Below are 21,429 nucleotides of genomic sequence, written 5' to 3'. Positions count from 1 at the left end.
CATGAAGAGTCTGATCAAAAAAATAGGTTTCGTGGCTCCGTTATTTCTGCTTCTGACAGCCTGCGATAAGGGCTTCGAGGAGATGAACGTTGACCCTAATAAATATGCTGAGGTTGTTCCGGAGTATCTGTTCACCCGCGCTCAGCTGGACGGAGTGAGTACCAACTTTACGGGAGCCGCCTACCTGACCATCGGCCAGTCGATGCAGCACTTTGCTACTTACAAGGAAGTACCGGCAGCCGGGGACAAATATTTTAACTACAGCTATTCGACGGGCAACTGGAATGCCTACGCCGGAACTACCGCCGGACAGGGCGCTATCATCTCCATTCGGCAGGTGATCGATGCCGTTTCGGGCAATGCGCTAAATGTGAACAAACTGTCGGCAGCCCGTATCTGGAAAGCGTATATATTCCACCGGTTAACCGACATCTATGGCGATATTCCGTATTTCGATGCAGGAAAAGCACTGTCGGATAAGAACTACAGTCCCAAATACGATACGCAGCAGACCATCTATGCTGATCTGCTCAAGGAGCTTGACGAGTCGATTGCGGCCTTCGATGCCTCGAAAGGAACGTTCGGAAATGCCGACCTGATGTTTGGGGGCGACGTGACCAAGTGGAAGAAATTCGCGTATTCGCTGATGCTACGCTTAGGGATGCGCCTGACCGAAGTAGATCCGACAACGGCGAAAACATGGGTACAGAAAGCCATTGCCGGTGGGGTAATTCTGGATGATGCCGACCGGGCTACCATTGCCTATGTGGATGGATCGCAAACGGCCAGCCGGAACTTTATTGCCAGTGGCCTGCTCAGCACCGATTACGTGACACCCGGTGGCGATAACGTAGAAGGAGGGAAGTTTGCCAAAACCCTGATCGATTATCTGAAGAATACCAAAGATCCACGGCTGAACGTAATTTCGATTGTGTGGACAACCACAGACAATAAAACGTTTACGGCCGATACCACTACCGCCCTGCAAAGTGGTATGCCCAACGCAGCCTATAACAGTCTGCCCGCGAACTTCAACTCGTTTTCGGAACCCAATCCAAACACACTGCTGAAATACAGTGCCCCGTTGCTGGTAATGACCAATGCCGAAATATATCTGTTGCTGGCCGAAGCGGCTGTTCGGGGTTGGTATACAGGGAGTTCGGCGGAAGCAGCCTACACCAATGCAGTAAAAGCCGGTATGCGTCAGTGGTCACTTTTTGGTACGGGGGGCGTTATTTCCGACGCGAAGATCAATGCTTATCTGGTTGCTAATCCGTACAAAACCGGCGGCACGGTAGCCCAGCAGATGGAGCAGATCAGTACACAGAAATGGGTATCCCTTTTCCTGGAAGACGAATACGAGATTTTCTCGAACTGGCGTCGTACGGGTTATCCCGTGTTGACGCCGACCAATTATCCAGGTAATTTGACTGGGGGCAAGATTCCAACCCGCTTCGTAATCCCTGATTCGGAAGAGACGTATAACAAAACCAATTTCATCGAAGCGCGAACGCGCCAGGGCGGTACCAATACCCTGTCGAGTGTGGTTTGGTGGGATAAGTAAGAAGATAGGCACATGAGATTACAACGCCACTCGCTTTTCAGACGACTTTTTTCGTCAGCCGCCAGCCTGGCGGGACTGACATCCATGAAGTCTGCCGACCATCAGGTGACGGATGGAGGTGTCCATCAGGACGTACCCTTGTATTCGAGTGCGAAGAAGCTGGATAATCTGGTTTTCATTTTCGGAATAGGGGCTCATTTTGAGGGCGACATCAAAGCGCATACCGACCATGTGCTTAACGAAATGGCGAAAGAACTGACCAAAGCGGGTTCATCGATGGAGAAGGTATTGAAGGTGAATGTTTATCTCCATGACCTGAAGGATTACAAGCCGATGAACGAGGTGTTCAAAGGTCGTTTTGGTCCCAAACCGCCCGTTCGGACAACTGTAGCTCCACGTGCAGGTGTACCGGGTAACTCACTGGTGGAAATGGATTGTATTGCGTATGTCTAAGGCTTATGGCTAAAAACACCCTTGCTTTCAGCGATATAGCTGCACGGTGGAAACGCGCTCGACGGGTAAGGGTATTTTTAGTGTATCGTCCTCTTTTTTAGGGGGTTGTCTAATCTTGACTTCTTTTCACTGGAATCGGGATATTCGTGAGGTGGGTGTGAAGTCAGCTATGAGTAGCTGACTTCACACCCACCTCCTATGAGCCACATTAATCAGATCATTATTCCTTTAACAATACAGAAATAAACCAATCATGCTCAGCAGACGAACATTAATCAAACACTTATCGGCTATGCCGCTGGTTGGCGGTTTATTTGGCGAGGGTGCGTCCGTTGCCTCGCCCCTGGTAGCTCCGGCCCTGGCTCCCCGTAATCTGGTGAAAGAATTAGGTATCCGAACCTTCATCAACGCAGCTGGCACGTATACGGCTATGACAGGTTCGCTCATGGACGACGATGTTGTTAGTACCATTCTGGCGTCGTCGAAAGAGTTTATGATGCTGGACGATGTGCAGACCAAAGTGGGCGAAAAAATTGCCGCTCTGACCCATGCTGAATCGGCCGTGGTAACCGCTGGTTGTTTTTCGGCAATGACCCTGGGTCTCGCTGGTGTACTGACGGGCATGGACCAGAAAAAAGTGGAGCAGCTGCCGCACCTCGATGGTACCGACATTAAATCGGAAGTGATTGTGCAGAAGGGCCACAATGTCGGGTACTCCCATGCCCTGACCAATACAGGGTGTAAAATTGTGTTCGTGGAAACGGTTGACGAGCTTGAAAAGGCAATCAATCCGAAAACCGCCATGCTCTGGTTTTTGAATATCCAGTCCGACAAAGGTAAGATCATGCATCAGCAGTGGGTCGATCTGGGTAAGAAGCACAATATTCCCACCATGATCGATATTGCCGCCGATGTGCCCCCTGTCGAAAACCTATGGAAATTCAATGATATGGGCTTCGACTTGGTCTGTGTATCAGGTGGAAAAGCTATGCGTGGGCCACAAAGTGCGGGTTTGCTCATGGGTAAAAAAATGTACATCGATGCAGCCCGGCTTAGTATGCCACCGCGCGGATCGACCATCGGGCGGGGCATGAAAGTGAACAAAGAAGAAATTCTGGGCATGTATGTAGCCCTTGAAAAGTTCATTGCCCGTGATCAGGCCAAAGACTGGAAAATGCTGGAAGAACGGGCCGCCCACATTACCGAAGCCGCTAAAAGTGTGAAGGGAGTAAGCGTCGAAACGTTCGCACCTGAGCTGGGAAACCATACCCCAACGCTGCGCATAAGCTGGGATACAACCAAAGTGAATCTTACAGCCAAAGCAGTGCAGGAGGGTTTACGGAATGGAACCCCCTCCATTGAGATCGTCAGCGATGGAAAGACCATCGGCATGACAACCTGGATGCTGAAGTCCGGTGAAGAAAAAATCGTAGCTGCCCGCTTAAAAGAAGAACTGGCTAAGGGTTCGGTATAAAGTCCACATCTGGTTTACAGTAAACCTTACGTAGCGTATGCAAAAGATTATTCTATTCCTTACCCTTATCTGTATATCAGGCTATACGGCTGATGCCCAGTTGTATAGTGTTCTTATCAAAGGTGGGCACCTGATTGATCCGAAGAATAACATCGATGCCCTGATGGATGTAGCGATTACCGACGGAAAAATCGTGCAGGTGGCCAAATCCATTGACGCCAGTCAGGCCAGACAGGTGGTGAATGCAAAAGGTATGTACGTAACTCCCGGCCTGATTGATTTGCACGGGCATGTCTTTTACGGTACACAACCCAATCATTACCTGAGCAATGGAGCCACGGCCGTAGCGCCCGATGGCTTTACCTTTCGCACGGGTGTTACAACGATTGTCGATGCGGGCGGGGCAGGCTGGAAATCCTTCGAAACCTTCAAGCAGAACATCATCCTAACGGCCAAAACGCGGGTATTGTCGTTTCTCAATATTGTAGGCGAGGGCATGCGGGGCGGCAAATTCGAGCAGGACACTACCGACATGGATCCGAAGCAGGCGGCCCGGGTGGCCATGGAGAATAAGAACGATGTGGTTGGCTTTAAAGTAGCTCATTTTCAGGGCGCAAGCTGGGCCCCTGTCGATCATGCGGTGGAGGCTGGCACGCTGGCAGGCATGCCGGTGATGGTTGATTTCGGTGGCAGTCAACCCCCATTACCTCTGGAAGACCTATTTTTGAAACACCTGCGTCCGGGCGATATTTTTACGCATACCTATACGCTATTGCCCAACAATGTCCGGGAAACGATTGTGGATGAAGCCACCAAAACCGTAAAACCATTTGTTTGGGAGGCCCGCAAACGAGGTGTTGTGTTTGATGTGGGCTATGGTGGGGCCAGCTTTAATTTCTCACAGGCGATTCCGGCTATCAAAAGCAAGTTTTATCCAACCACCATCAGTACCGACTTGCACACAGGCAGTATGAATGGCTCGATGAAAGATATCCTCAGTATCATGTCGAAATTCGTAGCGATGGGAGAGGATATTCCTAGTGTAATCCGGGCTAGTACCTGGACTCCGGCGCAGGTCATCAAGCGCGAAAACCTGGGTCATCTGTCGGTCGGAGCCATTGCCGATGTGGCTATTCTGAGTATGCGGCAGGGTAATTTTGGCTTGTATGATAAAACAGGCTATAAACTAATGGCTAAGCAAAAATTTGAATGCGAAATGACAATCAAAGGCGGAAAGATCGTCTATGACCTGAATGGGATCGTCAGCCCGATGGGCTTAAACTGATAACGCCCTTGCGGTGATTAGCCAATACCCTCATCCTGCAACCACTTGGTAAACGTAAAAAGTAACTTATAACTGATTGAGAATCGTATGAAAACCGAACGTCGTTCCATCTTAAAACGCCTTTTCGCATCAGCCGCCGGAGCGATTGGGCTAGGCGCTACTACGAAAGCCGTGGCCGCTGAAGCCGCACCCGAAAAAGAGGTATATAACGTAGTGAATCATCAGGATGTGCCTCTCTTTTCGGGGTCTACCAAGCTGGGGAATCTGGTGTTTGTGGCCGGAAAGGGCTATCACAAAGAGGGTGACATTAAAGTACACACCGACGAAGTACTGAAAGAGTTGGAAAAAGAGTTGATCAAGGCCGGTTCGTCGATGGAAAAAGTCTTGAAAGTCAATGTCTTTCTGCACGACCTGAACGACTATAAAGCCATGAATGAAGTGTACAAAGGACGATTCGGTAGTAAGCCTCCTGTCCGAACAACCGTAGCGGTGTATGGTGGTGTTCCCGGCGATTCACTGGTCGAAATGGACTGCATCGCCTATATCTAATGGCTAGCCTGCCTTGCACTCCTCTCCCAAAACACAGGAGAGGGGTTCAAGGCAGGCTAGCCGTTAATTCGGCGTCGCTACAAACCGAACATCGAACGCGCCCGATGCCCGTTTCCCTTTAATCATCACGATATATTCAACTCCTTTCTGATTGACCAGGTGCAACGTGTTAGCTTCGGATGTGCTGATCCTCTTATTGAAAACGGTAGCCGAAGGTGATTTTACAGACGCAGACATTTCTCCATCGGTTTCGATAAACTGATAGGCCAGATAAATATCGTTTTCAGGCACATGAAGCGTGAAGGTCTGTCGGCCAGTCAATTCTTTGAAAGAGGCTTTGGTTTGTTGGGCGTTTGAGTTGCCCTGCCATTGTCGGGTAAATGAACATGAACTGATTGATATAAGCAGGGCGATTGATAAGAGAGAACGGATCATTCGTAAAACGAGTTAACGGGTTTATGCTGTTTTATAGCGTAGATGTTAATCGTTTGGGTGAGGTTGCATCTGTCAGAAAGACTTTTTGTGAACCAGCTATTGCCATTCACTCGGATATAGGGTGTAAGAGGCTCTCACTGGCCAGGTCAGATGTATTATTTGGCGAAAATTCGATAGATTGGCCGCGCTATATCAACGATTATGAGATAGCCTTCATTTGTTCCTCAAAACCAACCAATCGATGAGAAAAACACTCGTTATCGCCTGTATGAGTCTGATTGCCTGCTCTACGATCACTCAGGCACAAACCGTACATTTAAAACCTGTTTGGGAAACCGATACCACGCTCCGAACCCCTGAATGTGTGCTGGTAGATCCCGCTAAAAAAGTGCTGTACGTAGCCTGCATCAATGGAAACCCAACCCTGCAAAACAAAGGCAGCTACCTTGCCAAAGTGGGTATGGATGGGAAAGTGATTAAGCTAAAATTCACCGAAGGCCTCAATTCCACCAAAGGGATGGGTATTCTGGGCGACAAGCTGTACGTTACCGAGATGAATCAGGTGGCCGAAGTGGCACTGGCAACAGGCAAAATACTCAATCGGTATCCGGTAGCAGGGGCTAAGTTCCTGAATGATATTGCCATAGATACCCAGAAAGGCATTGTGTATGTATCGGATTCGGACGACAGCAAGGTGTGGGCCATTACGGGTGGCAAACCGAGTCTGGTGCTGGCAGGCGCTCCGCTCAAAGGGCCGAACGGTCTTCTGTTCGAAAACAATCAACTGCTGATTGGTAATGGCGACGGCTCATTATTGTCAATGAATCCAGCTACCAAACAACTGACTACGCTGGCTAAAGGTATGGGCGGAATCGATGGCATTGTTGCCCTGGGCAACAAAAAATATGTCGTTACAGAATGGGCCGGAAAGATTTGGTATGTACAGCCCGATGGCAAAACGGAGTTGAAACTCGACACGTCGAAAGAGAAAATCAATTCGGCCGACATTGGCTATAGCTCCAGTAACCAGATGCTTTTTGTTCCCACTTTTTTTCACAATACGGTAAAAGCGTATTCGCTTAAATAGCACTGCTAAAATGAAATAAAACACCCCGAACGGTTATCGACCTTTCGGGGTGTTTTATTTATAACTTCCTAATAAATAGGTTTTTAGTGGTAGGGTCAACAGGTATTGGTTTCTGACAAACGAATTCATTAGCTTTACTCCGTACATAAATACACTGCCGGTGCCTACCATGGCCTGAGAACCCCACGCGGGTTCATCGTTTATCTTCCTTCAATTGAGCCGATTCGGATTGACCAGTTAACAGTCAGCCGTTTGATTGGCTCCGATTTGCCTTGATACGTATAGCCAGATTTAGCTGGGTTTTCCTGGACAGCTTTGCTATGGCTGACCTCTATACGCTTTATACATGCCTATAGGACTAGTCCAATGACCAGCCCATAAGGTTGGCGCTGGTTTGGTCTGTTGATGTCAATTAAACTAGCTACTAATGGGCTAAGGCCCTGTTCATACAGACAATGACAACAATTAAAAATAATTGGTACGAAGATTTTTTTGCAGGCCTAAACTGCGAAATGTGGGAAAGAGCCATGACGCCAGAATGGACACTGCGCGAGGTCGACTTTCTCATTAAGGAACTGGAAATTGCCCCCGGTGCTGCGGTACTGGATATTCCCTGCGGATTTGGTCGTCATGCCGTCGAATTAGCCAAACGAGGATTTAACCTGACAGGTGTGGACATTTCCACAGAGTTTATGCAAACCCTTCGCAATCAACTGGCAGCGGAACAACTGTCGATGAACCTGATTCTGGGTGATATCCTGACAATGGAGTTGCCTTCGGGTTTTGATGGCGCCTACTGTTTAGGAAATAGTTTTGGGTACGTAGCACACGAGGGCATGCAGGTGTTTGTCGGGAAAGTGGCTGAGGCTCTAAAACCAGGATCGCGATTCGTGATTAATTCGGGTCTGCTCGCCGAAAGCATTTTGCCCAACTTTCCGCGTACGAAGCAGTACATTCTGGGCGATCTGCTGATGGATATTCACAATGGATATACCATCGACGAGAGTTGCCTGACTACAGAACTTACCTATACTAAAGCAGGCAATGTGGAAACGCATTACTTCAAGCACTATGTGTATACGCTTGCCGAGATGAAACGGCTGCTGGCAAAGTTCGGCTTACAAACAACAGCGGTCTATAACTCAACCGACGGGATCGCCTACCAAATGGGTGATCCACAAGTATATCTGGTTGCCGAGAAAATGTAGGCTATATGGGTTAATTAGTTTGAGCAGGCGGTATCCATATGTCGGTACCGCCTGCTCTGTTTTATCGAGGGAGTAGGCTATGGATTAAGTAGGTGATTTTTGTTGTGAAATATAGGTAAGTAGTAACTATCTGTATTGATATGCGAGTGATTGGTAAATTGTTTTAGGTCATTTCGTCCGGCAAAAGGGTCATTTCACGCATGAATGGATGATGGTAAGTAGTCTTTTATGACTATGTATAGTAGGTTAGTACTATCGGATGGTTAGTCAGCCATACGATAGGGCATAACTATGTGTATGCCCATTTGTGCAGACTACATTTTCACCGTAACTACTTTCTCTATCTATCGTATGAATGCATTCCACAATCCACTGATTTATCTGGTTGATAATGATCAGGGTGAGCATTTTCTGGTGCAATCCATTTTTGACGAACAAAGTGATTCGTATGCTATCCGCTGTTTTAGTGATGGCGCAGATCTGATTACTCAGCTTACCCATCGTCTGGATGCCCGGTTTCCCGACTTGATTTTGCTAGACCTTCATATGCCTATCCTATCGGGATATGATGTATTACGTCTGCTAAAAGGCGATCCTGACTGGAAAGGAATACCTGTTATCATCTACAGCGCTTCGACTGACAGGCTTGCCCGAAAGCGCTGCCTGGAATTAGGCTGCTCCGTATTTCTGGATAAATCTAGTTTTTACCAGAATGATGAAAACGTATTGACATCGTTTATGATCTTGCCACTAACCACCCATGAAAACTAAATTAACCTCTATATTGCTTTGTGCATTTGTCTGTAGCTCACTAAGTTGCTCCCAGATAGCAACTGAAAAAGAGCGGGACGTCAGTCCAAGAGTAAACGTTACCCGTCCGGAAGAAGCGTTCCCGTTTCAACGAGGGCTGCCGGAAACAGGCACTCTGCATGGTGATAAAATCACGTACTCCCTTGTCGGCGGTCAAGCGGTTTTTCAGAGCGATATCCTGATAAAACCCGATTCGATCAGTACCACAGCCGACTTACACACAGAAGGCACCGGCCGCTCAAAGGTATCCACCCGTTGGCCCAACAAAATCGTTTATTATGCTGTTGATCCGGCACTTCCTAATCAGGCTCGGGTAACCGACGCGATTGCTCACTGGGAAGCCAATACCCCAATTCGGTTTGTGCTCCGTACCTCCCAGCGAGGGTATGTGCTATTTCGACCTGGTCCCGGTTGCTCGTCCAATGTGGGGTATATTGGCAGTGTACAATACATAAACCTGGCAAGTACCTGCACCACTGGTAATACGATTCACGAGATTGGTCATACCATTGGGTTATGGCATGAACAGAGCCGGGCAGACCGGGATTCGTACGTTACCATAAATACAGATAATATTCTGCCTGGTTATGAGTCAGATTTCCAAACGTACGTTCAACGGGGTATGGATGGGTTTGATTTCGCGGGTGGACTGGATTTTGGGTCAGTAATGCTGTATAGCTCTTATGACTTTTCGAGCAATGGTTTACCTACGATGACAAGAAAAGATGGGTCGACGTTTATAAGTCAGCGTCAGGGCTTGTCGATATTGGATATTAATACCGTAAAATCGATGTACCCTTAATACTGGCAGCCGTTCGCCATTGGAGGCAGGCTTTGCATGCATAGTTTGTGTACGTACTGATAGGTCGGGGTATTGTTACTTGTCAGTACGTATTTTATCTATAGAGGAATTGAATTGAAATATCGTAAATATGAATATATTTATTTTATATTAATGGTATTTTAACTTTACTTACCAATAAGTAGGATTACTTGTATTTTTTTTATTAAAAATTATGTAAATACATTTGCTTAACGGATTGTTTGTAAGCGTGAGTCCTTGCTTTGACTGGTGGCACTCATTAATCAGCGATCAATATCTTTTCTTTTCTGCTGACTTAGTAAATAAGCCTTGCAGGGCGCCAATGGTAGTAGTCTCCGGGCCCTGGCAACTCAACAAACGTAATAGGGTTTAGTCAATGCATTTAATGGCTGTTCGCTACCGAATGCGTAGTTCGCGTTGCATCTTATCTACACATGTTGAAGCAAATACTCATAATTGACGATGTTGCACAAATCCGGGAGAATATAGCTGAGCAATTGGCATTGAATGGATATGACGTACGAACCGCTGAAGATGGCATAACAGGGTTGAAGCAAGCCCGTCAGTGGCTCCCCGACCTGATCCTGTGCGATATAATGATGGGAAGCGTAAGCGGTTATCAGGTACTGGAGAGTATTCGAACCTGCCCGGATACGGCGCATATTCCGTTTATCTTCTTGACTGCCAAAGCAGACATGGCAAATTTGCGACAAGGGATGGGGCTGGGGGCCGATGATTACCTGACAAAACCCTTCCTGCTCCGTGATTTGCTGAATGCAATAGAGAGTCGATTGAAGAGGAATTATGAGCAGCGAAGGGATACTGGTGCGGTAAGTCCGTACTTAAAAACGATTCGGGGTCGCGATGAGAAAGGATACATGATCCTGCGCATTGACGAATGCAGTTATTTCTGCACGCACAAGCGGGGATACTTTGTCCATCATCCATTAGGTACGTTCCAGGTCGATACAAGCCTCGACACATTGGCTGCCAAGCTAGACCCTGCCCAGTTTTTCCGGGTAAATCGGCACATTATTTTGCACCGGAAAAGCGTCCTGAACTATACGTATTGGGATAAAGGCAAACATTGCTTATTGATCGAAGCAGGGGGCAAACACCAGGAAGTGATTTTGCCGAAAGCACGGTTTCGTTTCTTTAAAAACTGGTTATCTACTTAAAGTCAGACTACTGCATGAATGCTAGTACGTGCTAATGGAAACAGATTTGGCGCTTTGGTTTAACGCTTCGTCGCAGGGAGTCGCTTTCGTAGCGCCTGTGCAGAATGCGCAGGGATTACTCATTAAATTTCGCTATAAGCTGGTTAATAAGGCCTTTGCCTACATGGTGTCGCAAACGCAGGAAGCACTTACGGGCCAGATGATCGGCGTAAAAACACTGGGGGAGGAGTTTATTCGATTGCTGGAAACTAGTTACCAGACGGGTGAGCCACAGCGTATGCGTAAGCGGCAGGAGCAGGCTGGAGAAATCCTGTGGCAGGATATTACGTTAACCCCAATGGGTGGCCAGATCATGGTGACTATCCAGGATGTCAGTGAACAGAAACGATATGAACATAGTCTGCAGCGACGGCTGGCTATGGAGTCGATCATCTCGACTATTTCCAGTCGCTTCATTACATTAAAAACTGATCAGGCTGACCGGTATATTGGTAAAGCCCTGCAAGAGATTGGTGAGTACATCGGGGCTGAACGGGCATCGGTATTTATGTACTCCAACGATTATCAGGAAGGCCATTGTGTGCATGAATGGTGTGCACCGGGGCATTCGTCAAGGAAAGCTAAAATTCAGACTCGGCCCAGGGAGTGCTTCGACTGGATGCGGCCAAAGCTGGAAAATGGTGAATTTATCCGCTTACAGATTGACGAACTTACGGCTGATCAGATTCAGGAAAAAGCCTTTTTTGACTTCATTTCGGTGTATTCAATGATTGCCGTTCCCTTGATTCAGAAACGGAAAACGCAGGGGTTTATCGGGTTTTACACAATCAGTAAACCGCATAGCTGGGATCAAAACGATATATCGTTGTTAGAAACCTTCAGTACGTTAATTGCTAATGTGCTCTTACGATTGCAGCAGGAAGCGGCCATACGACGGGTAAACTTCCGGCTGAAAGGCCTGCATGCCATTGATCAGGCGTTGCTCAATTCCAGGATGCATGATCAGCCACCGCTGTCGATTGCCATGCAATATATGTATACCATGGTACCTTGTAATCGGATTTCGGTATTTCAAATCAATAGAGAAACAGGGCTGGCAGAAGCTCAATGCCGGGTAATTGAGGGTGAATTGGAGGGTAACCCTACTCTAGCGGTGCCGGCCCGCTACTTTGATGAGCGATTCCTGCAAAACCAGATACCCACTCAACTGATCTATTACCCGGATGTACAGACCGACACAGCCGGTATCCCTTCTGATTTGCTGCCTAACCTGAACGGTTTTCGTTCACAGGTCACCATACCATTATACAGCCAGAAAGACTGTATTGGGGCCTTTACGTTGATGTCGGTAACCCCTCATTTCTTTAAGGAAGAGTATCTTCAGGTTGCGCAGGAAGTTGGGCGCCTGTTAGCCATTGGCCTACGCCAGCAGCAGCAGGATAAACAGCTAAAGCACTATACAGAGCAGCTTGAATGGCGGGTAGAAGAGCGAACTCAGGAAATCCGCCGTTTGTCAACTCTCCATCAGGCTATATTAAAACATGCCGGGCAAGCGATCGTATCGACCGATATAAATGGGGTTATCCAGACCGCCAACCAGGCCTGTGAACATTTACTAGGCTATCGGCCTGATGAATTAATTGGTCGTCAGACGTACCTCGAACCCGGTACAACTGATCAGCCCTTACCTGTCGTTGTCTATCGATCGGTTACTCAGGATGTGCGTCCGGCTACCCGGTTCGCGGAGATACTGGCTGCCGAAGGCTTTTTCTATTGTGAATGCGTTGCCACTACCAAATCAGGTCGGCTGGTGCCTATTCTGTTAGCCGTCAGTGTTTTGCAGGACGATAACGGGGCGCTTATTGGCTATGTGGGTATTTCGACTGACATATCGGCCCTGAAAAAAGCTGAACTAAGGCTTCAGCAGTCGAATCAGGAACTGAACACCTTTTTTGAAGGGGCGCTGGATATGCACTGTATTGCCGATAGCCGAGGGAATATATGGGCAGTTAATCAGGCATTTCAGGATACGCTGGGGTATTCAGACGCCGAACTCATGCGTATCCCTTTTTTACAGCTCATTCATCCTGATGAGCAGAAATTTGTTTATAAAAATTTGTTAGAAACGATTCTGGATCAGCCTATTCGAAATCAGATCAATCGAATGCGACGAAAAGATGGCTCCTATCGGATCATTGAATGGAATGCCGTCGGAATCAATCAGGTAGTGTACGGATCGGCTCGGGATATTACCGAGCGGCAGGAAGCCGAAAGTCAGCTACGTAGCCTGAATCAGCGGCTGCAATTAGCCACCCAGGCGGCTGGTCAGGGCCTATGGGAAAAAGATTTAATAACGGACTCCTTATTCTGGGATGACCAGATGTGGAAGATTTTTGGTGAGGAATATCGGCAGCCTGATTGGAACTTCGAGAAGTTTCTGGCTATAATCCACCCCGATGATGTGTCTACCTTTCAGGAGCTTACGTTCTCCAGAGCGCAAAATAGCAAGCAATCTGTCGTATCCAGAATTATCCGGCCCGATGGAAGTGTGCGCTACATTGAAGCAAATGGTTTACTAATCCACGATGAAACGGGGAAACCCATACGGGCGATTGGCGTTGCCTGGGATGTAACCAAACGAAAGCTGGCAGAAGCGGCTTTGTTGGAAAGTGAGCAACGTTTTCGAGACATTGCCGACAATGTGGATGAAGTATTCTGGATTCATGCAACAGACCCATTTCGGTTGCTCTACGTCAATTCGGCCTACGAACGCATCTGGAACCGGAGCTGTCAGAGCTTATACGAAAATCCCTTTTCGTTTCTCGATGCCATTTACGAAGAGGATAGGCCGGCCGTTGCGAAAGCGATTAGTCTGTATGAAGTAGGAGAGGAAGTGAGTATTCAGTGCCGGGGAGTCAGGCCGGATAGTACCTTGTTTTGGATGTCGGTCCGTACGTTTATTATTCGCGACGAAACCGGTACCGTCACCCGGCAGATTGGCATTGCCAACGACATCACGAGTCAGAAGGAAAAAGAACTGGTTTTACAGCAATCGCTCCAGCAGGAACAAGAGCTGAACCAACTGAAGTCGCAGTTTGTAGCTACGGCCTCGCATGAGTTCCGAACACCTTTGGCCACCATTCAGTCGAGTGTTGACTTAATTAAATTATACCTGGATCTACCCGTTGCCGATGCCAGGGCATCTATTGAGAAACATCTCTCCGTTATCGAAAAAGAGATCGAGCAATTCAGTGTATTGCTCACGGATATATTGACAATCGGGCGGATTGAGTCCAAAAAAGTAAGCTTTTCTCCCCGGTCTGTCGATGCGGTGTTGCTATGTGAAGAAATAATTGCCACTCATTTCAGCCGTAGAAACGATAACCGGGCTGTCGATTTCAGCGTAGAAGGGGTGCCGCATAGGGTGTATATGGACGATAAATTGATCACCCATGTCATTGTCAACGTACTATCCAATGCCTTCAAATTTTCGAAAAGTAATCCCAGGCTACGAATTGTTTTCGACGAGCAACGTCTTGTCTTCGAGGTGGTTGATCGAGGGATTGGTATTCCTGAGAAAGAGCTATCAGCCCTGTTTCAGGCTTTCTTTCGGGCCAGCAACACAAGTGGGATTCCAGGCACTGGGTTAGGCCTAGTCATTGCCCGGCAGTTTATCGAACTCCATGGCGGTCATTTTGACATTCAGAGCCAGGAAAAGCTGGGGACGATCTGTACGATCTCGCTACCCATCAATATGACTGAACAGACTCTGGTCAGTCCGTAATGGCTTAACTTTTAATTCATTAACAAAATTGCCAAACTAGATTGAATGCATGGCTACACAAATCCTACTCATTGAAGACGACGTTCAGATACGCGAAAATGTAGAAGAGTTGCTGACGTCGCAGGGATTCCAGGTAGAAACCGCTACCAATGGCCGGGAGGGAATAACTCAGGCTATGCTACACCTTCCAGACCTGATCCTTTGCGATATTATGATGCCGGAAGTGAGTGGTTACCAGGTGCTTGAGGTAGTTCGTTCCAATCGACTAATAGCCAATGTGCCGTTTATTTTTCTTACTGCTAAATCAGATACCTCCGATATGCGACGAGGTATGGACCTGGGGGCCGATGATTATCTGACAAAGCCCTTCACCTTTCAGAATCTGCTACGTACGATTGAAAGCCGCTTGAAGCGGGAATATATGCGGAAAATAGACCTTAAAACGCAGATCGATACGTTTCGCCATAAATTAGCCTCCGTAACTGCGCATGAGTATAATACAGCCCTGGCTGGCATCATCGGTATATCATCCCTGCTACTGGATGATTATCAGCAGTTATCCGATGAGGAAACGATTGAAATGATGGGTATGGTCAAAGTGAGTGGCCTGCGGTTGAAACGATCGCTGGATAATATTCAACTTATGGATATATTACAGCAAATCGATCCATCTCGTACTGAGGCTTATGCTTACTTTTCGAAAGGTAGCTCCTGTATTACAGCTGAGCGGGTCGAGAGCCTCATTGAGGCTGTGTTATATAGACTCGACCGGACAATTGGCTACCAGCTCAGCATCCAATCTGTATCGCTTCGAATGTCGGAGGATAGCCTTCGTATATGTCTGGAAGAACTAATTGATAATGCGTTTAAATTTTCCAATGCTACACAGAAAGTGCTTTTGGTCGGCGTTTGTGATGACAATCAGTATCGGCTGACATTTACCAATACAGGGCAACCGTTTAAGGCATGTTACCATGACCAGATCGCCCCTTACACCCAATTTGATCGCCAGCAATACGAGCAGCAAGGATTCGGACTGGGCCTGGCGATTGTCAAACGAATTTTAGAATTGAATCAGGGGCAACTGTGTATTTCCAGCAAATCGGACGACGAGACGACTGTATCAATATGGCTGCAACTGGATGAGTAGGCCGAGATAGTCTGAAATAAAGCGAACAGGATGCTTAAGTAAAACGCGCCCGTAATGCCCGAAGGGCTGGCAAGCCGATCCCGCTTGCATCGAAGCCTCCATCGACGGCAATCATCTGGCCGGTGATATAAGAGGCCTTTGGCGAGCAAAGGAAGACGACCGTTTCGGCAATATCCTGTTCAGTGGCTGAGCGATTCAATGGAATTCCATCGTAATAGGCCTTAATAATCTCCGGTGAATGGACGGCTTCGGCTAGCTTCGTTTTTACCGGTCCTGGTGAAACACAGTTTACCCGGACACCATAATCGCCAAGTTCAATCGCCAATTGTTTGGTCAAGTGAACCACAGCCGCTTTTGAGGTGCCATAGGCTACCCGTAACGTACTGGCCCGAAGTGCCGAGATGGAGGCAATATTGACAATAGAACCCTGGCTTTCTTTTAAAGCCGGTATAACGGCCTGAGAACAAAGGAAAACACCATCCAGATTGGTGGCCATAATGGTGCGCCAGATGTCGAAATCTGTTTTTTCCAGTGGCTCGAATACCGCTACCCCAGCATTATTGATCAGCGCATCGATCCGCCCAAACGTGGCCAGCACTTTCGAGGTCATTTCCTGAACCCTATCGGGAATAGAAACATCGCATACAATAGGCAACGTACTAGCTAGATTGGCTGAAGCCAACTGGAGTTCGGCTTCATCGCGATCGACCATCGCAACTTGCCAGTCATGTTCCAGAAACAATTTTGTGGTGGCCAGACCGATACCCCTGGCGGCACCTGTTACGATGGCAATTCTGTTCGACATGTGTTTAGGCCACTTCGGGCAAGCGAGGAATAGGTGTTGTTGTGGCTACGTTTGTAGGCAGTGCAAAGTAGCGAAAAGTCTTTCTGATTTTTCGTAAAAAGCTACCCAAAGCTGCTTCACTACCCATTCCCCTATCCATGAACAGAAACAGACAGTCGGCTATTTTCTGTTAACTGCCTCGCTGGTGAGCCATAGACGATCCGGCCCTGGCGTCCTCGCTATTTTTTTACAAAATGATAAGTTGCCCATGATGTATTGCCACTGGCATCGGTTTCGGTGGGGGATTCACCAACAAGAACAGTCACTGTCGTTGAGCCACTGGTAGCAGAACCAACAAATAGTTTTTCCAGCACAAACGGCTTAGGAAGGGTAGGGGCTGTCAGGGTTAACGTACCATCGTCAATGTCTTTCCCTTGCACGCGGGTAACTTTTAGAGCCCATCGACCAGGTTTGTTCGTCGTGCAGTTCCAGTTGCCCGTTGTTCCCGACTGGCTGGCATTATCCCAGTCGGAACCCGAAAGGATACAACCGTCATACGAGCCGTCAGCATAGAAACTATAAGCCAGTCCTTCACCCGACTTGCCGAGTAGTCGTTGCGGCATGCCAGCATCCTGAGCATAGACATTCGCTTCTTTAAGTTCCCACCGACCAAGCAGACTGGTAAACGAATCGGGCTGCGGGGTTGGGTTATCGGTGTTGCTGCTGCATCCAGCACCGGAGTTACCAAAAAGGATAGCCATCAGCAGGCCATATGTCGCTAGCTTTTTCATGATTTTGTGTTTAATAATTACCTGCCAGCCTGATAAATAGCATACAAAAGGGCTTTACTAATGCGTTGACTCGCCTTTTTACCCAGGTGTCCCTGGCCATCGCTGTCTACACCATTTACCTCCGATGGGTCGGTAGCACTGGCGCGGTTTTCCTGGCAGATGCGGGGGACATTAGCTTGCTGGCAGGTTCCCTCGTTGGTTTCTATAGCCTGTAGGTCGAAGATTACATCCGTTCCTTTAAAGGTGTCTTTCATCCACTGTCCTACGTTGGCTTTGGCTGCGTTACCTTCTTCGGCAGAGGTCGAATACACGAGTGGGGGTGTTATATGAACGAACCGAAGTCCGGGAATTTGTTTTCGTAGCTCATCCATAAAGGTTTTATAAGCCGTTTTTACCTGATCGCGGTTGGTGTCCAGCACATCGGCATAGCCGAATTTGAACACCGCAATGTTCAAGGTTGTCTTGCTCCGTAAAGCAACTTCAGTGAAAATCCGTATTTTTTCGTAGGGATTGCCGTTCGAAATACCGCCTACATCGACGAAAATACCGCCCCGTAAGCCCCGACCTTCAGAGCCTTTATCAGCTCGATCCTGCGCTCCAAAGTACTCAAATGGACTACCGTTGGCTTTGGCTCCTTCTTCCAGATCCTGGCCAACAGATTGATGCAGAAACAGCGTATTCCAGCGTTTGATCCGATCTCTCTCGCTGCCAGATAGCTTATCCCAGGCGTCGATACCAGCCAGACCCACAATACCGGGTTGCCCATTCCCCAGCGTTGTTGAACCCGGTGTTGAAGGAGTGGACGAATTACCGGAGTTCGGATCAGGCTGAAGATCGTTAGAAGGGTTGCTGCAACTGACCAGCAGGAGTAAAAACAGGAGCTTTTTCATAATCGGAATCGACGTTGACGGTCCGAAACTGCTGAGAGGAGGCCGTTTGCACAATCCTGAATCGACTAACGACCGTTTGAATCGACGAACAGCATCCGTATTGAGCCAACGGTAAGCAGTGTAAACTGAAAAGCACTTACTTTTGGGTAACTGACCGTTCCTGTGATGCCTTCGACTACCTATTCCTGCCTGATTGTTGATGACAGCGAGATTGATCGGTTGACGGCGCTGGCTCACGCACGACAATACCCGATGCTCGAGGTAATAGGGATGTTTGAATCGGCTACTGATGCCTTGCCGTTTTTACAGGAGCATCCCGTAGAGGTTTTGCTGCTCGATGTAGATATGCCTGGCCTGAATGGGATTGAGCTTCGGGCCAGGCTGATGCAGATTCCGGTATGCGTGTTCATTACGGCCTATCCCGATTACGCTGCCGAAAGCTTTGCCGTCGATGCGTTCGATTATCTGGTAAAGCCCATCCGGGCTGAACGATTCAGGCACACCATGGACCGCATCGGGCATTTTTTTGAATTGAACCGAAAAGCGCAATTGTTCGATCTGAGCCTGGGAGCTGATACCGTGTTCATCAAAGACGGCCATCGGCAAGTTAAATTGAAGCTGCATGAGATTGTATACCTGGAAGGGCTGAAAGATTATACCCGGATCGTAACACCCACCCAGCAATACACAGTACTGTCATCCATCGGGACCTTGCTACAGAACAGCTCATTTGGATCGTTTCTCCGTATTCACCGTAGTTACGCTGTTCAGCGACACTTTATCGACCGAATCGAACCCCAGCAGATTCAGGTTCAGCAGTTTACTTTGCCAATTGGCCGTAGCTACCGGTCGACGCTGGACGAACTGATTGCCCGTCAGCAAACCAGCCGATTTGCCTGAGAGCATCGATAATCGTTTTCCGTATGCGTCAATTTTTATTGATTATATTCCTCGTTATGGCTGTGCCTGTGTTGGCACAGAAGCAGGGTCGGGCGCTCATCGACTCGCTGGTGGGCGAACTGCCTAAAGCGGTTAACGATACCGTTAAAGGGAGGCTTTACCGGGTTATTACCGAGGAATCGTTTTTTATCAATGTCGATCAGGCATTGCATTATAGCCGATTGGGTTTACAACACACAACCCGCATGAAATGGCAACGGGGTATTGGTGTGTTTAATGCCTACATGGGTAGGGTTTACAACGAAAAAGGTAACTATGACTCCAGCCGATATTATTTGCTGAAAGCTATTACCATCTATAAAAAACTAGGCGATACATGGAATCTGGCCAGTACGACCAACAACCTTGGTGTTGCCGAACAGAACATTCGGTCAAATTACCCGGCGGCTACCCGCTATTATTTCGAGGGGCTGAAATATGCCGAAGCTGCTGGCGATAACTACCTGATTGGCTTATGTCTTGACAACATATCCGAAATTTACCGGATACAGAAAAACTTTCCGAAAGCCCTGCAATTTGGCCAAAAGGCCCTCATACTCCGCCAAAAGCAGGGAAATCCCGACATCAACGCCCGTCGTGAATATGCTATGGCGCTGAGTAGCATGGCCGCCCTGTATACGCAGATGGAGGATTGGCCCAAAGCCCGTGACTATGGGTTTAAGGCATTGGCTGAACATCAGAAGGTCGATAATCAGGAGGGAATGGCTAAAACCTACGGTAATCTGTCGGTTGCGATGCAGCGTGATTATCCACAAAAAATCGCCTATGCGCGCAAAGCCAAACAACTATGGGATCGTATTAATCCGCAGCATCTGGAAGCCGTTAATAATCAGGCCAATCTGGGTGTCGCCTACCTGGACCTGGTACGCGTTGATTCATCGGCCAATACCTCCGTTTTACCGGCTAGTCGAACGGCTCGGCTACAACTGGCAGAACGTTACCTTACCGAAGCAGTTCGGCTTAGTAGCATGAAGGGCGAAGTGGGTGATCAGGCCCATTTTCGGGCTAATCTGGCCGAACTACAGGCATTGATGGGGAATTATAAAGCGGCCTATGAGCATTTCAGGACGGCTCAGAGTTTACAGGATTCGCTCTATTCGCAGGAGACCAAAAATAGAATTGCCCGGCTGGAAGGGCAACGTGAAATAGCGCTTCGCGACAAGCAGCTTGAAGTCAATCGGTTAGTGATCGCTGGGCATAAACGTCAGCAGGCCGCTTTGTTAGTAGGTGTTGGGTTATTACTGGTAATTGGCGGACTGCTCTATTGGCAAAGTAGAATCCGCCAGCGTACAACGAATACCTTGCTCCGTCTGAATCAGGAACTTGACGACGCTAACCAGGTGAAGACACGTTTTTTTGCCATCCTGAGCCATGATCTGCGTAGCCCAATTGCCAACCTGATCAGCTTTTTGCATCTGCAACGTACGAGCCCTGACCTGCTTACGCCTGACCAGACGGTTTATCATCAGCAAAAAATTACGGAAGCGGCCGAAGGATTACTCGATTCAATGGAATCAATGTTACTCTGGAGTAAGAGCCAGATGCAGCAATTCCGTCCCACTGTAAAAATAATTCCGGTACAATCGCTGTTCGATTATCTACAACGGTTTTTTGTGGGAGAAACACAGATTCTGTTCCGCTTCGAAGCGCCCCCAGGGTTACAGGTGGCTACTGATGAAGACTATCTCCGTACCATCATGCAGAACCTGACCAGTAACGCCGTCAAGATACTGGCTAATCAGTCTGATGCGTACATACACTGGCAGGCCCGGCTTGAAGAAGAGCAAGTGGTGCTCATTATTAGCGATAATGGCCCTGGTATGTCGGAAGGACAGTTGGCTGCCTTGTATACCAGCGATGCCGCGATAGGTGGTAAAAGTGGGTTAGGGTTACATCTTATCCGTGATCTGGCTCGGTCAATTGCGTGTCAGATCAGCGTTCGGTCTGATCCTGGTAACGGTACAGAGTTTCGATTGTCATTTACGTAAAATGTATCAACGTTCTGGGGGCAGACGGTTTTCAGCCATAACAGAGCAGATGGATTAGAGTGATCGCTGGGCGTTAATCAAGCAAATTGCTTTAGCTGATACTGACGAGTCAAACCTACCAATACGAATATAAAACCAGTGAACCATGCGTTGGCATCGCTAATGTTTGAGGGATCAAGGACAATACTTGTGGAGCAACTTGGATTAAGCATATAA

The 21,429-nt window shown here is 48.0% G+C and carries 18 protein-coding genes; 14 read left to right on the top strand and 4 right to left on the bottom strand.

Translation table 11 applies throughout. The features are described from left to right. Position 1: 1 nt before the first annotated feature. The 5 genes from BGO59_RS11735 to BGO59_RS11715 all read left to right on the top strand — a co-directional run bounded on the left by BGO59_RS11735 (position 2) and on the right by BGO59_RS11715 (position 5,325). Positions 2-1,564, top strand: coding sequence for a SusD/RagB family nutrient-binding outer membrane lipoprotein (locus tag BGO59_RS11735; RefSeq protein WP_293683815.1), 1,563 nt, complete (start codon positions 2-4; stop codon positions 1,562-1,564). A 12-nt stretch (positions 1,565-1,576) separates the two neighbouring features. Further along, on the top strand, positions 1,577-2,017 hold the full coding sequence (locus BGO59_RS11730) for a RidA family protein (protein WP_293683814.1): 441 nt from the start codon (positions 1,577-1,579) through the stop codon (positions 2,015-2,017). Between the two features lie 253 nt (positions 2,018-2,270). Then, positions 2,271-3,491 carry an aminotransferase class V-fold PLP-dependent enzyme gene (locus BGO59_RS11725; RefSeq protein WP_293683813.1) on the top strand — a complete coding sequence of 407 codons (1,221 nt, stop codon included), beginning with the start codon at positions 2,271-2,273 and terminating at the stop codon, positions 3,489-3,491. Positions 3,492-3,528: 37 nt separating this feature from the next. Then, the gene (locus BGO59_RS11720) at positions 3,529-4,776 is read left to right on the top strand and encodes an amidohydrolase/deacetylase family metallohydrolase (RefSeq protein WP_293683812.1); all 1,248 of its coding nucleotides are present in this window, start codon (positions 3,529-3,531) and stop codon (positions 4,774-4,776) included. A gap of 87 nt (positions 4,777-4,863) precedes the next feature. Further along, positions 4,864-5,325 (top strand): RidA family protein, encoded by a 462-nt coding sequence (locus BGO59_RS11715; RefSeq protein ID WP_293683811.1) that lies wholly within the window; start codon positions 4,864-4,866, stop codon positions 5,323-5,325. Positions 5,326-5,388: 63 nt separating this feature from the next. Here BGO59_RS11715 and BGO59_RS11710 read toward each other — a convergent pair whose 3' ends face one another. Continuing rightward, complete coding sequence (locus tag BGO59_RS11710; RefSeq protein WP_293683810.1) at positions 5,389-5,760, bottom strand: hypothetical protein; 372 nt, start codon at positions 5,758-5,760, stop codon at positions 5,389-5,391. A 241-nt stretch (positions 5,761-6,001) separates the two neighbouring features. Here BGO59_RS11710 and BGO59_RS11705 point away from each other — a divergent pair, with 241 nt between their 5' ends. The 7 genes from BGO59_RS11705 to BGO59_RS11675 all read left to right on the top strand — a co-directional run bounded on the left by BGO59_RS11705 (position 6,002) and on the right by BGO59_RS11675 (position 15,800). Then, complete coding sequence (locus BGO59_RS11705) at positions 6,002-6,847, top strand: hypothetical protein (RefSeq protein ID WP_293683809.1); 846 nt, start codon at positions 6,002-6,004, stop codon at positions 6,845-6,847. Positions 6,848-7,302: 455 nt separating this feature from the next. After that, positions 7,303-8,055, top strand: a complete 753-nt coding sequence (locus BGO59_RS11700; protein WP_293683808.1) for a cyclopropane-fatty-acyl-phospholipid synthase family protein — start codon at positions 7,303-7,305, stop codon at positions 8,053-8,055. A gap of 351 nt (positions 8,056-8,406) precedes the next feature. Continuing rightward, positions 8,407-8,826, top strand: a complete 420-nt coding sequence (locus tag BGO59_RS11695) for a response regulator (protein ID WP_293683807.1) — start codon at positions 8,407-8,409, stop codon at positions 8,824-8,826. Beyond that, on the top strand, positions 8,816-9,667 hold the full coding sequence (locus BGO59_RS11690; RefSeq protein ID WP_293683806.1) for a M12 family metallopeptidase: 852 nt from the start codon (positions 8,816-8,818) through the stop codon (positions 9,665-9,667). The genes BGO59_RS11695 and BGO59_RS11690 overlap by 11 nt, the downstream gene beginning before the upstream one ends. A 455-nt stretch (positions 9,668-10,122) precedes the next feature. Then, positions 10,123-10,866 (top strand): response regulator transcription factor, encoded by a 744-nt coding sequence (locus BGO59_RS11685; RefSeq protein ID WP_293683805.1) that lies wholly within the window; start codon positions 10,123-10,125, stop codon positions 10,864-10,866. Positions 10,867-10,900: 34 nt separating this feature from the next. Continuing rightward, positions 10,901-14,650, top strand: a complete 3,750-nt coding sequence (locus BGO59_RS11680; RefSeq protein ID WP_293683804.1) for a PAS domain S-box protein — start codon at positions 10,901-10,903, stop codon at positions 14,648-14,650. A gap of 49 nt (positions 14,651-14,699) precedes the next feature. Further along, complete coding sequence (locus BGO59_RS11675; protein WP_293683803.1) at positions 14,700-15,800, top strand: response regulator; 1,101 nt, start codon at positions 14,700-14,702, stop codon at positions 15,798-15,800. Positions 15,801-15,834: 34 nt separating this feature from the next. On the opposite strand, the gene BGO59_RS11670 is transcribed toward BGO59_RS11675, so the two are convergent. From BGO59_RS11670 to BGO59_RS11660, 3 genes are all read right to left on the bottom strand, one after another. Beyond that, entirely contained in the window at positions 15,835-16,605 is a 771-nt protein-coding gene (locus BGO59_RS11670) for an SDR family NAD(P)-dependent oxidoreductase (protein ID WP_293683802.1), read from the bottom strand. A 218-nt stretch (positions 16,606-16,823) separates the two neighbouring features. After that, a complete protein-coding gene (locus BGO59_RS11665) occupies positions 16,824-17,375 on the bottom strand; it encodes a hypothetical protein (protein WP_293683801.1) in 552 nt (183 codons plus the stop codon). A 17-nt stretch (positions 17,376-17,392) separates the two neighbouring features. Further along, a complete protein-coding gene (locus BGO59_RS11660) occupies positions 17,393-18,265 on the bottom strand; it encodes a hypothetical protein (RefSeq protein ID WP_293683800.1) in 873 nt (290 codons plus the stop codon). Positions 18,266-18,430: 165 nt separating this feature from the next. Here BGO59_RS11660 and BGO59_RS11655 point away from each other — a divergent pair, with 165 nt between their 5' ends. Next, a complete protein-coding gene (locus tag BGO59_RS11655; RefSeq protein WP_293683799.1) occupies positions 18,431-19,165 on the top strand; it encodes a LytTR family DNA-binding domain-containing protein in 735 nt (244 codons plus the stop codon). Between the two features lie 23 nt (positions 19,166-19,188). After that, positions 19,189-21,213, top strand: a complete 2,025-nt coding sequence (locus tag BGO59_RS11650; RefSeq protein WP_293683798.1) for a tetratricopeptide repeat-containing sensor histidine kinase — start codon at positions 19,189-19,191, stop codon at positions 21,211-21,213. The last annotated feature ends 216 nt before the right edge of the window (positions 21,214-21,429 follow it).

The sequence above is a fragment of the Spirosoma sp. 48-14 genome, from assembly GCF_001898575.1.
In the GTDB taxonomy this organism is placed as follows: Bacteria; Bacteroidota; Bacteroidia; order Cytophagales; family Spirosomataceae; genus Spirosoma.
This window is presented reverse-complemented; position numbering and strand designations above follow the sequence as displayed.